The 13,969-nt window shown below is 42.0% G+C and carries 14 protein-coding genes and 2 tRNA genes; all 16 read right to left on the reverse strand.

Translation table 11 applies throughout. The features are described from left to right. The 16 genes from rbsK to AC3D28_RS14775 all read right to left on the reverse strand — a co-directional run bounded on the left by rbsK (position 1) and on the right by AC3D28_RS14775 (position 13,623). Positions 1-918 carry a ribokinase gene (rbsK, locus tag AC3D28_RS14700; RefSeq protein ID WP_098414508.1) on the reverse strand — a complete coding sequence of 306 codons (918 nt, stop codon included), beginning with the start codon at positions 916-918 and terminating at the stop codon, positions 1-3. A 175-nt stretch (positions 919-1,093) separates the two neighbouring features. Further along, positions 1,094-1,972, reverse strand: coding sequence for a ribose ABC transporter substrate-binding protein RbsB (gene rbsB, locus AC3D28_RS14705; protein WP_098413932.1), 879 nt, complete (start codon positions 1,970-1,972; stop codon positions 1,094-1,096). Between the two features lie 95 nt (positions 1,973-2,067). Further along, positions 2,068-3,051, reverse strand: a complete 984-nt coding sequence (gene rbsC, locus AC3D28_RS14710) for a ribose ABC transporter permease (RefSeq protein ID WP_488536499.1) — start codon at positions 3,049-3,051, stop codon at positions 2,068-2,070. After that, complete coding sequence (gene rbsA, locus AC3D28_RS14715; RefSeq protein ID WP_098413930.1) at positions 3,048-4,553, reverse strand: ribose ABC transporter ATP-binding protein RbsA; 1,506 nt, start codon at positions 4,551-4,553, stop codon at positions 3,048-3,050. The genes rbsC and rbsA overlap by 4 nt, the downstream gene beginning before the upstream one ends. 23 nt (positions 4,554-4,576) lie before the next feature. Next, positions 4,577-4,996, reverse strand: a complete 420-nt coding sequence (rbsD, locus tag AC3D28_RS14720) for a D-ribose pyranase (RefSeq protein ID WP_488536500.1) — start codon at positions 4,994-4,996, stop codon at positions 4,577-4,579. Between the two features lie 924 nt (positions 4,997-5,920). Next, positions 5,921-5,994: transfer RNA gene (locus tag AC3D28_RS14725), tRNA-Cys, on the reverse strand. 34 nt (positions 5,995-6,028) lie between these two features. Further along, a tRNA-Leu gene (locus AC3D28_RS14730) sits at positions 6,029-6,115 on the reverse strand. Positions 6,116-6,397: 282 nt separating this feature from the next. After that, entirely contained in the window at positions 6,398-6,670 is a 273-nt protein-coding gene (locus AC3D28_RS14735) for a DUF6444 domain-containing protein (protein ID WP_488536501.1), read from the reverse strand. Beyond that, positions 6,667-6,834 carry a hypothetical protein gene (locus AC3D28_RS14740; protein ID WP_488536502.1) on the reverse strand — a complete coding sequence of 56 codons (168 nt, stop codon included), beginning with the start codon at positions 6,832-6,834 and terminating at the stop codon, positions 6,667-6,669. Before AC3D28_RS14740 ends, AC3D28_RS14735 begins: the two co-directional genes overlap by 4 nt. A gap of 76 nt (positions 6,835-6,910) precedes the next feature. Beyond that, positions 6,911-7,618: a helix-turn-helix transcriptional regulator gene (locus AC3D28_RS14745; RefSeq protein ID WP_488536503.1), complete on the reverse strand. Its 708-nt coding sequence runs from the start codon at positions 7,616-7,618 to the stop codon at positions 6,911-6,913. A 93-nt stretch (positions 7,619-7,711) separates the two neighbouring features. Then, complete coding sequence (locus AC3D28_RS14750; RefSeq protein ID WP_488536504.1) at positions 7,712-8,578, reverse strand: hypothetical protein; 867 nt, start codon at positions 8,576-8,578, stop codon at positions 7,712-7,714. Then, positions 8,568-10,952 carry a fimbria/pilus outer membrane usher protein gene (locus tag AC3D28_RS14755; RefSeq protein ID WP_488536816.1) on the reverse strand — a complete coding sequence of 795 codons (2,385 nt, stop codon included), beginning with the start codon at positions 10,950-10,952 and terminating at the stop codon, positions 8,568-8,570. Before AC3D28_RS14755 ends, AC3D28_RS14750 begins: the two co-directional genes overlap by 11 nt. A gap of 91 nt (positions 10,953-11,043) precedes the next feature. Continuing rightward, complete coding sequence (locus tag AC3D28_RS14760; RefSeq protein WP_488536817.1) at positions 11,044-11,739, reverse strand: fimbria/pilus periplasmic chaperone; 696 nt, start codon at positions 11,737-11,739, stop codon at positions 11,044-11,046. A gap of 8 nt (positions 11,740-11,747) precedes the next feature. After that, positions 11,748-12,458 carry a fimbrial biogenesis chaperone gene (locus AC3D28_RS14765; RefSeq protein WP_488536505.1) on the reverse strand — a complete coding sequence of 237 codons (711 nt, stop codon included), beginning with the start codon at positions 12,456-12,458 and terminating at the stop codon, positions 11,748-11,750. Between the two features lie 76 nt (positions 12,459-12,534). Further along, complete coding sequence (locus tag AC3D28_RS14770; RefSeq protein WP_098413997.1) at positions 12,535-13,032, reverse strand: hypothetical protein; 498 nt, start codon at positions 13,030-13,032, stop codon at positions 12,535-12,537. An 81-nt stretch (positions 13,033-13,113) separates the two neighbouring features. Next, positions 13,114-13,623, reverse strand: coding sequence for a hypothetical protein (locus AC3D28_RS14775; protein WP_488536506.1), 510 nt, complete (start codon positions 13,621-13,623; stop codon positions 13,114-13,116). Between the last annotated feature and the right edge of the window lie 346 nt (positions 13,624-13,969).

A 13,969-nucleotide genomic window follows, 5' to 3' on the forward strand; every position in this document is an offset into this window, starting at 1 on the left:
TTATTGTTCAGCGAGAAACGCGTCTACCTCTTCACGGGTCGGAATCGACGTCTGTGCGCCAAAGCGGGTAACAGAAATCGCTGCTGCCGCATGTGCAAACTTAATCGCTGATTCTAAAGGTAAATCCTCTAATAGACCAGCGACGAATGCGCCGTTGAAGGTGTCCCCAGCCGCGGTTGTATCCGTTGCGTCAACGCGGAAACCCGCAATCATTTCACCACGACCATTCTGGCTTAACCACACGCCTTTCGCCCCTAGTGTAATCATGACGATTTCAATGCCCTTAGAATGTAAAACATTCGCGGCTTCTTGCGCGCTGTCATTGTCAGTCACCATGACACCAGTTAAGGCTTCTGCTTCTGTCTCGTTAGGGGTAATAACATCGATACAAGCAAGTAACTCATCAGAAAGCTCATGAGCAGGAGCGGGGTTCAAAATTACATTGGTTTTAGCCTCTTTGGCTATACGCGCGGCTTTCTCAATACCACACATCGGCGTTTCTAATTGCATTAACAGATAATCAGCTTGGCGAATGCGTTCTAAATCTGGCTCAATCGCTTCGGCGGTCAGCTTGGCGTTCGCTTCAGCTGAAATACAAATACTGTTCTCACCGCTGTCCGATACCTGGATCATCGCAATGCCCGTAGGACAATTTGGTTGCATCTTGACACCCGTAATGTCGATGCCGTCCATGTTAAAGTTTTCACGAATATTGATGCCGAACGAGTCGTCACCCACGCAAGCAATAAAGCCGATATCAGTGTTTAATCGAGCGGCCGCTACCGCTTGGTTGGCGCCTTTACCACCTGGGATAACTTGATAGTTGCGACCATGTAGCGTCTCGCCGGGGCGAGGAAAAGAAGGCACTTGAAGAACATGGTCAGCGTTTACACTACCTAATACCACTAACTTATTCATACGGTTATCCTCGGTTCTGAATGAACCCTTTTTGAAAAATGTAATAGATGACTTTAACTTCTCTTTGGTATAGCGATAAAAAGCCAAGGCATCTATTCTTGCTCTCCCCTCCTAAACGACAGATATAAACGGAGGAGAGAGCGAAGAAATTAGGACGCGTTAATTAACGTCAGGCTTATTTTGTTACCACTTTTAGTGGTACTGGGATGTACTCTTCCACTTTCTCGCCTTTTAATACTTTATCAGCCGTTTCAACACCAAGCGCACCGATAAGATCGGGTTGTTGCGCAATGGTTGCGGCTAGCTTGCCACGATTAACCGCGGCGATGCCGTCTTTTGTGCCATCAAAGCCTACAATCATCACATCTTTACCTGACGCTTGAACCGCACGCAGTGCACCTAACGCCATTTCATCATTCTGAGCGAATACCGCTTGAACATCAGGGTTCGCCGCCATTAAGTTCTCCATAACGTTAAGACCTTTGGTGCGGTCGAAGTCAGCTGGCTGACTCGCAAGTAGGTTCATATCGCCACTCTTAACCGCGTTCATAAAGCCCTCGCCGCGTTCACGCGCAGCAGAAGTACCCGCGATACCTTCGAGTTGGATGACTTTGGCTTTTTCGCCCACTTTTTCCATGATGTAGTGACCCGCCATCTCACCGCCAATTACGTTATCAGAGGCGATATGACTCACAACGTCACCACGGCTCGCACCACGGTCAAGTGTCAATACAGGGATATTAGAACGGTTTGCCATACGAATAGCATTTGAAACGGCATCGGAATCTGTAGGGTTAATCAGAATCGCTTTCACGCCGCGAATACTTAAATCTTCGATGTTTGAAAGCTCTTTACTCGGGTCATTTTGCGAGTCCAGTACAATCAAATCGTATCCCAATTCTTTCGCTTTCGCCTCCGCGCCGTCTTTCATCGTTACGAAGAACGGGTTATTGAGCGTGGATACAACAATCGCCATGGTATCTTGAGCTTGCGCCGCGACCGATACAGTGGAAGAAAGAAGTGCAGCAGAGATAAGAGTTGCCAATTTTTTCATCGTTCTAGTCCTTTGTGTAGGGTGAGCCAGTACATATCACCTGACTCAGTTTGTATTCACAGATTTATATATATTTATAGGTAGATTGTTATGAATTACTTGTTTTTGTTGTCCACTAAAACCGCGAGCAAGATAACCACTGCTTTCGCAATCATTTGGTAGTAAGAAGAAACATCAAGTAGGTTTAGTGCATTGTTTAGGAAGCCGATAATCAAAGCACCGATGAGTGTCCCCATGATACGGCCTTTACCACCCATTAAGCTTGTGCCGCCCAAAACAACGGCTGCGATGGCGTCTAGCTCGTAGCCCATGCCTGCGGTTGGCTGTGCAGAAGAGAGGCGAGAGGTAACAATAATACCCGCCAATGCTGCCAACATTCCGCAGATGGCATACACGCCCATTTTTACACGGTCGACGTTAATGCCCGACAAACGAGCCGCAGATTCATTACCACCCACCGCGTAAACATAACGGCCAAAGCGAGTGTGATTAAGTAGGTACCAAGCTGCTGCAAACACACCCACCATCAACCAAACTGGTACTGGAATACCAAGCGCGTAACCCGTACCAAACCATGCAAATGCGTCTGCTGTATCAGTAAAACCGGCCGAGATTGGGCGACCTTCGGTGTAAACCATCGTCACACCGCGTAATAGCGTCATGGTAACCAGCGTTGCGATAAAAGCTTGTACCTTGCCTTTCGCTATGATGATGCCGCTGATAGCACCCAGAGCTGCGCCCGCGAACAAAGCCGTTGGGATAGCCACTAATACTGGTATTTCTATGGCAATTAAGCTAGCGGCAAAGGCCCCACAAAGCGCCAGTACCGAACCAACACTCAAGTCTATCCCCGCGGTTAAAATAACCAGTGTCATACCGACAGCAATAATCGCGTTGACGGAGGTTTGGCGAAGAATATTCAGAATGTTATCTAACGTAAAAAAGTTAGGATTTAAAAATGACACAACAACAATCAAAAATATTAAGGCAATCAGTGATTTCTGTTCAATCAACCATTCTTTATTCAGCAGCTTTTTGCTGACTGCTTCAGTCGGTTTGCTCATGGTATTGGTACTCATGCTGCTTCCTCATTTATCTTTTTGCCCACGGCACAGGCGAGTAGTTTTTCTTGATCGGCGTCTTTCGCATCGAATTCGCCTGTAATACGACCTTCATGCATCACGATAATACGGTCGCTCATCCCAAGCACTTCCGGCATCTCAGAAGAAACCAAGATGATGCTCATCCCTTCGGCTTTAAATTTATTGATCAATTGATAAATTTCTTTTTTGGCACCGACATCGACACCTCGTGTTGGCTCGTCCAAAATCAAAACTTTAGGCTTCGTCATCAACCCTTTCGCAATCGCCACTTTCTGTTGATTACCCCCCGAAAGGTTACCGATGATTTGGTCTCGAGTTGGTGTTTTAATATTGAACAGTTTGATAAAATCTTCTACGGCAATCACTTCATCACCGTGTTGAATTTGGCAGCCTTTGGTTAAATGGTTAAGCGCGCAAAGCGACATGTTTTCTTTAACCGATAATCCAAGAACTAAACCATCTCCTTTTCGATCTTCTGAAATATAGGCGATACCGTTAGCCAAGCCATCTTGCGGACTAACCGGATTGACGCTTTTGTTATCTAGATTGATAACGCCACGCTCGCTTGGCAACGCACCGTAAATCACTTTCATTAACTCGGTACGACCCGCGCCCATCAAGCCAGAAATACCAAGGATTTCACCACGTTTTAAATTGAAACTCACATCTTGAACACCAGAGCCTGTCAACCCGATCACTTCTAAGCATGTTTCGCCGTGAGTCACATCAATACGTGGATACTGCTCTTCCAACTTGCGCCCTACCATCTTTTCGATCAGGCCATCTTCGTTGGTATCAGAGACTTGGCACTCCCCAATAAACTTACCATCGCGAAGTATCGTGATGTCATCACAGATTTCAAAGATTTCTTTTAATCGGTGCGAGATGTAAACGATACCGCAGCCTTGATCACGAAGCTCATTGATGACTTTAAACAAAAACTCAGTTTCAGTATCGGTGAGGGCATCGGTCGGCTCATCCATGATGATCACTTTTGACTCAAAAGAGAGCGCCTTGGCTATTTCTACCATTTGTTGCTCACCTAGGCTTAAATCACCAAGCAAGGTTTTAGAACTGTGTTTTACATTCAAGCGTGCAAGAAGCTTATCGGCGGCTTGATACATTTTACTCCACTGAATACGGCCCATAGAGCCCGTGAATTCACGGCCTAGATAAATGTTTTCAGCAATGGTCAACTCAGGGATTAAGTTCAGCTCTTGGTGGATAATACTGATCCCAGCTTCTTGCGAATCACGCGGTCCTTTGAACGACGCTGGTTGACCTTGATATCGAATACTGCCGGCATCCAAGTGATAAATACCGGTTAAAACCTTCATCAACGTGGACTTACCCGCCCCGTTCTCTCCCATGAGCGCCATCACGCGGCCCGGGTAAACGTTAAGGCTGGCTTTATCCAATGCTTTAACACCAGGAAACGCTTTTTCGATGTCACTCAGTTGTAGGATAGCTTGAGTCATAATCTGTCCTCAAATTCTCTGGCTTAAAAAACCACACCAGCTTGGAAAATAACGTTCGCATATGGCGTACATTCGCCAGTACGAATGACGGCACGACTTTGTTGTGTGCGAACCTTAAATGCTTCGTGTGATACATAGCTGATCTCGATGGGTTTGCCGTTTTTTTCGCTTTCTTTACTCAATTCATCAAGCAGCGCTTTATGTAACACAGGACTAAAGTCGGAAAACTCTTCAGCAATAATGACCCCTTCAATTTGTGACTCAGATAAAATCACTCGCACGGTATCAAGAAAGCTTGGTACACCATGAGTCAGCGCTAAATCAATCCGCTGTACATGTTCCGAGATCGGCAGGCCCGCATCACAAATCGTGATCTCATCCGTATGACCTAGCGTTGCAACTAAGTAAGAAATATCTGAGTTAATTAGGGTGCTTTTTTTCATCTCATTGACCTTTCGGTTACACGTTCATACAACCATGAGCGTCTGTTTTAAGGGTTTTCATTATTAACAGAAAACTCATCGAAACGTTTCGATACAATAATAATTCGCCGTGATGATTTGACCAGCGCCGGATCGATAAGGTGTGAGAATGATCAGTAATTCAAACATCAACGCATAAGAAACCTTTATCTAAATCACACTTTCCATCGAAACGTTTCGATGGAAAAGATCCTGTCTGTATCACATGCGTTTTAACGTGAAGAAAGCGTCCTATTTCGAAGAGATTTTCCCGTTATCCACAACAACCGTTCCGAGGCTCGTAGCTTCCCTTCGCGAATTAATAGTCGTGTATTGCTGTGTGGTGGCATAGTGAATGACATTAAGCCGCTATTGATGGCTTTGACTTTCTAGCGTTATGGTGATGGTCAGCCAGGCGTCATCTACATCAACCATATAAGAGCGTGAGTAGACACATAAATATTGTCTTAGCCGTCAAGGACAGTGGAGATTTCACCGCTGGTTTAAACTCAGTCTCATTATGCATTGGTTAAAAATATAAAATACGCACATGAACGATCTCGACAATCGATATTACTTCGATTAAACGACGATGAATCATGGATTAATGACGCCTCGACACTGTTCATTTACCGTCACTGATGAGTACCTTTCGTTATTGCGAAAGACAGACTATTCGGATCACAAGCAAAGAAAATGGGCATCAATCGACTGATACAATTGTGAATCAATTAAGATAGGCAAACTCACGATAGGTATTATCGTATAAAATATTGAATGGTAGTCAAACAAGCTGAATGATATCGAATAAGAAGTAGCGCGATAGATGCAGAAAAGATAAAAGGGATGAATCTTCAGACTTTGAAACGAAAAAAGCCAGTCATTGAAGACTGGCTTTTGAAATGATGGAGGCGCCTCCCGGAGTCGAACCGAGGTCCACGGATTTGCAATCCGCTGCATAGCCACTCTGCCAAGGCGCCTTGTCTGATTTATATCTCTATCAGAAAGAGTTGATGGTGCCCCGGGCCGGACTTGAACCGGCACAGCGCGAACGCCGAGGGATTTTAAATCCCTTGTGTCTACCAATTCCACCACCAGGGCAACGCAATCATGCGATGGTAACACCACCTGCCTCAACGAGCTTTGTCGTGAGAACGAGGCGTACTTTAACGAAAAAAAAAACTAGGTCAACAGTTAACTTTAAGTAAATGATTCAAACGCTCAAAACTACGCCATATTGGCAATTAATCACCCAACTTAAAACAATGCTTACGTATTCATCCACATACTCTACTTTAAGGTGCAGGTTCCAAGAACTAAAAATTATTCGTAATTCTTGAGACCAACGAGTCTATAATTTGAGCCAGTGAAGCCAACTTTTCCTTAACCTCCTGAGTCGGCGATGAGCTTGATACTCTGGTTGAGTCCCTTGCTTTTTCCTGTTGGGAGAAGTGTTCTGACTTTACTATGCGAAGGTTGTTGAGATGGAGGTACGGAGGAATTTCGGCTATTTTGACTCAGCCGTTCTTCAAGCGCTGCCAATTTATTCAATAGAAAATGGATGATATCTTTCACTTCTTCAGTCGAATCGAAATCTTGCGGTGAAGGCAATGTTTTATTATTTATACCTCTAGATTTCAGCCCGAAAAAGGTCACTCAAATGAAGGAGGGCTCAAGTTAACTATGTCACAGAAGTGCATTGTAAATGCCTCGTAGATAAAGAGTGACTGGCGAACAACCGCCATTTCGTATTGCATTACTCCAACCAGAACCACTTTGATACGGTCACAGGCGCTACCATCACGAGCAGAATCATGCATTTGTTCGAATTCTTGTTTATTTCGTGATTGTTAAGCCTTGCAAATCAAAAAGGTTGAATACGTTTAACTCAATTCCTCATGTTTTCAGGTCAGACTTTGAGGCAAAATATAAATTCTTAATACACATAGCCTTTTGAATTGCTTCTTTACGATTGGTAACGTTGAGCTTTTTATATATGTTATATATATGCGTTTTTACAGTACTTTCAGCGATAAATAGGTCTTCTGATATTTCCAAATTTGAATTCCCTTCAATGATACGTTTAAATATTTGTATTTCCCTTTTAGTAAGGTTTGATAGAATTTCTTGAGAGTGAATCGCATAAGGATGTAAATTAGATAGCATCTGAGACATTAGTTTTCTCGGCAGCCATAGATCATCGTCACATACTGTTTTCAAACAACGTGTAAGATGTTCTATAGGTGCATCTTGATAGATAATACCTTTTAAATTCATGAAGTTGATAAATTGCATTTCTGCAATACTTTTACCCACAATATCTTTTGGGAAATCATAAATCACCCATTTATTGGATGTAACCTTTGATAAGGTTACATTTATATCTTTGATAACGCTCAAAACAAGATAGCTAATTAGAACGACGTCGGAGGATCTAGGCTTACTTGACCTTTCGATGTCCAAGATGCATGTCCTACTAAGTGAAAAATAACTATTTTTTTCTATTTCTCGTTGAATGAATTGATTGTTAATACAATTATCACCAATCAGAAGTATATGCTTAAACTTGTTTTTTTTATTATTTTTATATTCACCGGAATGCATCTTCAACCCCTAAATTGGTAACTCTAGTATTTAATTATAAAAAGTAGACAAAGGAACGATATATTTCTAGTTATTTTTAATAATTTGACAGCTTTATGGTTGCTGCGAAAGGCGAGGTTCAATGGAAATCTGTAATGTATCATCATATCGGCCCCCTGGTTTGTTCACTGTTTCACCAACAACAAAACTTAAAGAGATCGGTTGGCCAACCGTAGCTGCATGACGTTGAATTCGTGCATCAAGCTGCTTAAGGCTAACTCTATCGTTGTCGAGAGAAAGTTGATATGGAATGTCCCATTTTGGGTCATTAGACTCATGTCGTAACATTCCTTGATGAGATGATTCCACAACGACAGTGTAAGCAGTATTGCTTTGAACCCATAGGTTGGGTGATGAGTTGATGATTTTGTTTGAATATAATGTTCCTAAATCAAGATCATAGTGTTGTTGCTGTAACCCATAAAAATGAATTTTCGCAGCCGACGGTACATTTACGGCGATAGGTAATGAGCTAGGGCTAATTTCTATTTGATTATTACCATAAACCTCCAAAAGACCTCGATAAGTTCCTGATGTTAACCATTGTTTGCTAGGGAAGCGCATTTGTACCGTTGCCGAAGGTTGACTGTCGGTTAAGGATAAATGCCATTGATTAGCCACCGACGTACCAAATTGTCCACTCCACTCAAATGTTAGTTTATCTTGAGCTGAACCTTTTAACGATCGGCTCGTGTCATCAAGTTGTAAAACTAAGTTCAGCTTACACTGTTCGCCGATTATATTTGCGCTAATGCGATAAGTACTTATCGTTGCGAAAGTACCTGCATTAAAGACGTCGTATTGTGATTGTGCTGATACTGGTTGAATAGATAATGAGCTAGCCTCACAAGCAAGGGCAGAAGGAAAACTGCTTAAGGCAAGTGAACTCCATGCAATACACATAAGTCGTTTAATCCACATACAGCTCTCCTAATCTGATCAAAGTGTCACTGCGTTCACTGAGGTTAATGATGACTGACTCTTGTTCTTTAGTATCGAGTATGAGCTGATATTGTCCAGGTTTTAATCCAGATATCGCAAATACGCCGTTACGATTTGTAAAAAATTCAATCGGTGATTGTTTTGTTTTACCAAGATACTGAGCAAAGCCTGCTACAAGTGAAATAGGACTGTTACTTTGACGATCGTATAGTTTACCAATAACTGTCAATACAGCATCGGAGCCTATCTGTAGCTGGAATCCTTTTTTATACCCTGGCTTAACCCAAAAAGCACCATCACCTAAGTTATACCCTGGTGGTAAATTTTCTACCTCGTAACTGATGATTTGACTATTATAAGCAACAAGGTCAGGGACCATGGCACTTGCGCCACCATCAAGGTAAACGCGTGCATGCTCGCCATCTCTAGTAGGGTCGATAGCAACTTCATTCTCTGCGAGACTATCGTGTTTACTGATAATGGCAAAGGCTTCACGAACCGGTCTGCCGATCGTTACGGATGAACCTGAAAATGCAAGAGCACTGCTTATTTTAATGTCAGTGCTATGGTTTCGTGTGTCGCCACTTATATCCTCCAGTCGCGAAGTATGACTCGCATTCAATTCGTAACGGTTTGCAGTATAGTTAACACCTACATCCATATCGGCATCATTTTCTCTGTTAGTAATGGCACTGGCAAAAGCTGATACACCACCAGTATTGCCAATATTATTTTGATAGCTGTAATCTAATGCTACCTCATCAAGCTCTGTTGAATAACGACCAACAACACGTGTTTGTCTGCTGAACGGCCAGCTTACTGTGAACGTGGAACTGATGTCATCGCCCCCACTTTCGTTATGTTGATAGCTAACACGCGCACTCCAAGTAGCTGGCGTATCAAATAATCCGGCCGATAGACTCGGACTAATAAGCCAATAATCATTTTCTTCGTCGATGCCAGAGCGATAGTTGAGGGTCATGGCTGCGCGTAAAGAACGGCTAAGATAAATGGAACCGAACGCAGAAGCATAGTGGGTTGTTAAATTTATATCGTTGTCGGAAGCGTCAAACCCAGTTACACCGGTAAAACTATTGGTTAAATATTCGTAACTGAAACTCAGCTGTGGCTCTAATGTGTTCGTTTGAGAAAACTCAGCATCGAACGCAACTTTATATGCATCACCACGTCCGAAAATTGGATGATCGCTGTGTGAAACATTTAACTCAGTGACGCCCCATGCGGAAGCGACCAGTGCTATAGCGCCATATTGAGATAAATCTTCACGGGTTTGGGAATTGACACCTAACGTTAACCAAGGTGAAACGCCAACATCAATATAACCATGAAAAATACGTTCATCGGTTAGGTATTCTAATTTTCCATTCTGGATTTCAGACGGTGCTCCATACATAACACTATATTCAAACTCACCGCTATTTAATAAGTCGTTTCCGGTCGCAATAGAAAATTCGATGCGTTCTTCATTACCTGAACGATCGGTAATGACTAATTCGATATCATTGCTACCCTGTGCAAGTGGTATGTCGCTAAGGTTATAACTACCAGCACCTAAGGTTAATCGCTGCACTGCAATACCATCAACATAAACATCGACATTTGAAGCTCTTTGAAGCGTAAATGATTGATTCGCACGTGGACGTACGTTTCTGGTTGGAATAAGTGTAAAATCACGAGTAATACCAATACCAAGAATGTCGGTTCCGTCTTGAAAGGCTTGACCACTATTGTACATGTCACCGAGTACAAGTCGTGTTCCTTGTTCAGGAGAGTCTATATTAAGGCGTGAGCCTTCTCTCACGTATTTAGAGTTTTGTTTGGAACTATTTTCTAATAATGATTCATACTCAAAGTTTAAATCACCAATATTGAGTGCCGAGTCGAATTGGCTACGATATAGATCCTCTCTAGATGACTTTTCCTCGATAAATCGACTTTCATTAGCGGACAGGGAGACATTAAGATACCCGCTAAACGTACTTGGCTCAGAATAATTATAAAAATCGTCTGATGCACGCATGGAAAGTTGTTGTATTAAGCTTAACTCTGGCGGTACAGTAATAATACATTCTAATGAAGAAATATCGAACTTAAGGCCTAATCCTGCGTGCTCGAAATGGCGTTGCGACAGCATTTCATTGTCCGTTGTGGCGCGTAGATTTTTAATACCTTCTTGAGTCACGATGGAAGAAAGAAGAGAAAGTGTACTTTCTTTTGGTAACAAAACTTGGTTGTCTGCAGTAATAGTAATATCTGCTTCACCTAATATTGTGTCACTTATCCTTAGTAAAGATGTCAGCTGAATATCTCGTCCTGTCGGGTTCAACACAATTTCCTGACTCAGTACGGAGAAAGTTAGAATGACATAACCAAAAAGCAACAAGACTAGAATATGTAACCAATGCTTTATTTTATAGTAGAAGTCAGTTTTCATGCCCATGGTAGGTGCCCACTGGTAAATGATTTAGAGAGGAATATAAAATAATAGTAGAACGTGGTGGGATAAATTGCTCACCTAAAGCTTCATGTACTTTTGGGCTGAGAGATTCAAGCCCCGAAAAATGAAGTAACGATGTATAGGTAAATCGCGTCCCTGAATTTGTGAGCGTCAGGTTGCCCTGTTCACCTATGTGCAGTGTCACATCTGGCTTGAGCGAAGATGAATGAACGTGCAAAAGAGCATTATAATGAATTTGTAAGTTAATACCTGTAGATAAAGTAGATAAACCAAGAGACTTCTCGGTTTTTGCGTTGTTTTGGTTGACGTTTGCTGCACTAAATCGAATGAAGTAACTCTGAGACGCTTCGAGTGAACTTTCACTTAACCATTGTATACGGAATACTTGCCGCTCACCGGGTGCTAACATCGCAGCAGGTGGAAACACCAGTATTTCTTCATTCGGTAAGTCCGATGTTTTAAAAGTGCCATTTGTTCGGAACTCCAAACGGCGAACGTTGGCTTCAAGAGGGAGCGTTTGTGTTGAGTTGTTAGTAACAACCAGTTGCGATGTTGTCCTGTGGTCAGTATTAAGTTCAATAACTGTTGGGGACAGTGTCACCCCAAACGTTTTTGCACAAAGAACGCAACAAACGAGCCCCCCAAAAATATAACGTTTCATCGCACGCATTACTTATCCTGTTCTATTTCAATCGACAGGGTATTCACATTGAAATCTTCAAGTGGCTGCATTTCAAAAAAACGGGTGGAATGCGGAAGCACTAACGTTCCAGGGATACGTTTAGCTATTTCTACTCCTTGTAAGTAAGCTGACTGTGTACCATCGGAAACTTTCCAAGTAGTGTTGGTTAACCGACCATAACTATTACCGCTATTCATCACTTCAAGGAGCCACTTATCATTTTTGTCGTTTTGTTTGATACTTTTCACCTCTAACTTAGCTGCTGTGTTTTGAGGACGCACGTTGATAAGCGTATTAAACTGAAGTAAAAGACTTACCTGCCCTTGATCGCTGCTCGCTCGTTGGACTTTTACTTGTTTTATAGCGATACGATACGCCTTAGATTCAGTGATTGATGGATCGCCTAAATACCGAACCATTATTGATTGTGACCGACCAGGCTCAATAATTGCGGTAACTGGGATTACTAATAACTCATCTTCAGCAGACGTAATCGTTTCTTTACCGTATTCATTCATTGTCATAAACAATGGATATAACTCAACGGTTAGTTGTTCGGGAGATGTGTTTTCGACCCGCATCGTCATTTGAGCTCGTTTTCCGAGAGGCGTCATTTCCGCAGACATTGGCTCTACTTTGAAAGCATGTGCGAACACACAAGTAAATGACAATAAACAAACAACGATCCATCGAAACATAATTGTGAGCTCCAAATTAAATACGGTTAATTAAGATTAAAGTAGGAGACTAAATAAGTCTCCTACTTATAAACCTCTAATTAGAGGTAATATTTACTGTCAAAGTATCTGAATAGCCACCTGCCCATGGAGAGGTCTCTGTAGTTGCGATATCAATGGTTGCAGCTACACCAGTAGCCAATGATCCGGAACCACCATAAGCATTACTGACTGAAACATCATTCAGACCAGGGCCACCAGGTGCATTAAGTGTAAATGAAGGTAATCCTGAAGGGTTAAACGTTGCGTCGTATTTAAGAGCGAAGTCTTCATTATCATCGGACTCTAGACCGCCCTCTGCACTTGTTAATGTCACAGTTGCACCATCAACGTCATTACATTTCATGCTAAGTCCACCAACAGAAATGTTTTGAATTTGAGATACGTTACCAAAGTCAATAAGTTGTGTTGAAAGACCTGTAACTTCACATACAGGAGAAACAAAACCAACTAATTGTACATCACCAGGTGCGGCGTGAACTTGAGTTCCAAAAATAGCGGTGACTGCTGCTGCACAGAGTGTTAGCTTTTTCATAAGAAATTCCTTTATCTTAGATTATTGGCTCGAATACGGCTGAGCTTATGTTTGTTAATCTGCAAGTGCCTTGCAGAAATCCTACTTTGTCACGCTATGAATTGAAGGATAGACTTCAATTTCAATAACGTCTTGGTAATAACCCGCAAAACGCAAGTTATTTTCGAGCGTTACCCTGAGATTCCCTTGTTGAGAAAAAGGAATAACACCAGAACTGTCTATCATTACTGGTGAGATGAGTTGACTGCTATGCCGATATTCGTGAAGGCGAAGCTCATCTACTTGTAATGACAAATTATAATTTTCAATAATATCAACCCCCTGCTGTTGGTGTTTTAGGCCACCATATTTAGAGTTGATGGACATACCTAAAGGACGGTTGCAATAGATATCAAACGGCAACGATTGCGCATTGTGTTGCTCGGAAAACGTCATCACGTTGCCAGAAAAAAAATTTATTTCACAACGATCTTTTATTTGACCTGTAACTCCCATCGTTAACGTATTAGCACTGACGCTTAATGAAAGTGACAGACTAAAAATTAACTGCATAGCCGTGAAGTTATAATGAGTCCAAAGCGTTCGATTCATTAGCTTACCTCGCTTCTATTGAATGAATGGAACTCGTTGCTTATCTACTCTGACTATAAGATCTACACAAAATGGTGAAGTAGTAAAAAAAGTTGATTATTAATGAGGAGTAGTAGATTTAGTATGATTTTAGTGTGTGGCATCGTGAGCAAATTTTAGGTAATAATCAGATATTCAACTAGATAGGTACTTATTATCCATCTGGTGGATAAAAATTAGATATTTACTATGTTGCTAATACGTAACTTCTAACTTAGCGTTCTGATTAAATTTCGGGGGATTACTATAAATAACTAGTTCAATCTCACCTTCATTATCATCGGTTTCAGTAGTTGCTCTCAGTACA

Source organism: Vibrio sp. TAP-3B, assembly GCF_057784735.1.

Coding starts and splice junctions, on each gene's coding strand:
- AC3D28_RS14765 (WP_488536505.1), bottom strand. CDS start 12,458: ATGTTTCGATGGATCGTTGTTTGTTTATTGTCATTTACTTGTGTGTTC.
- AC3D28_RS14740 (WP_488536502.1), bottom strand. CDS start 6,834: ATGCATGATTCTGCTCGTGATGGTAGCGCCTGTGACCGTATCAAAGTG.
- rbsC (WP_488536499.1), bottom strand. CDS start 3,051: ATGAGTACCAATACCATGAGCAAACCGACTGAAGCAGTCAGCAAAAAG.
- rbsK (WP_098414508.1), bottom strand. CDS start 918: ATGAATAAGTTAGTGGTATTAGGTAGTGTAAACGCTGACCATGTTCTT.
- AC3D28_RS14760 (WP_488536817.1), bottom strand. CDS start 11,739: ATGAAACGTTATATTTTTGGGGGGCTCGTTTGTTGCGTTCTTTGTGCA.
- AC3D28_RS14750 (WP_488536504.1), bottom strand. CDS start 8,578: ATGTGGATTAAACGACTTATGTGTATTGCATGGAGTTCACTTGCCTTA.
- rbsD (WP_488536500.1), bottom strand. CDS start 4,996: ATGAAAAAAAGCACCCTAATTAACTCAGATATTTCTTACTTAGTTGCA.
- AC3D28_RS14770 (WP_098413997.1), bottom strand. CDS start 13,032: ATGAAAAAGCTAACACTCTGTGCAGCAGCAGTCACCGCTATTTTTGGA.
- AC3D28_RS14775 (WP_488536506.1), bottom strand. CDS start 13,623: ATGAATCGAACGCTTTGGACTCATTATAACTTCACGGCTATGCAGTTA.
- rbsA (WP_098413930.1), bottom strand. CDS start 4,553: ATGACTCAAGCTATCCTACAACTGAGTGACATCGAAAAAGCGTTTCCT.
- rbsB (WP_098413932.1), bottom strand. CDS start 1,972: ATGAAAAAATTGGCAACTCTTATCTCTGCTGCACTTCTTTCTTCCACT.
- AC3D28_RS14745 (WP_488536503.1), bottom strand. CDS start 7,618: ATGCATTCCGGTGAATATAAAAATAATAAAAAAAACAAGTTTAAGCAT.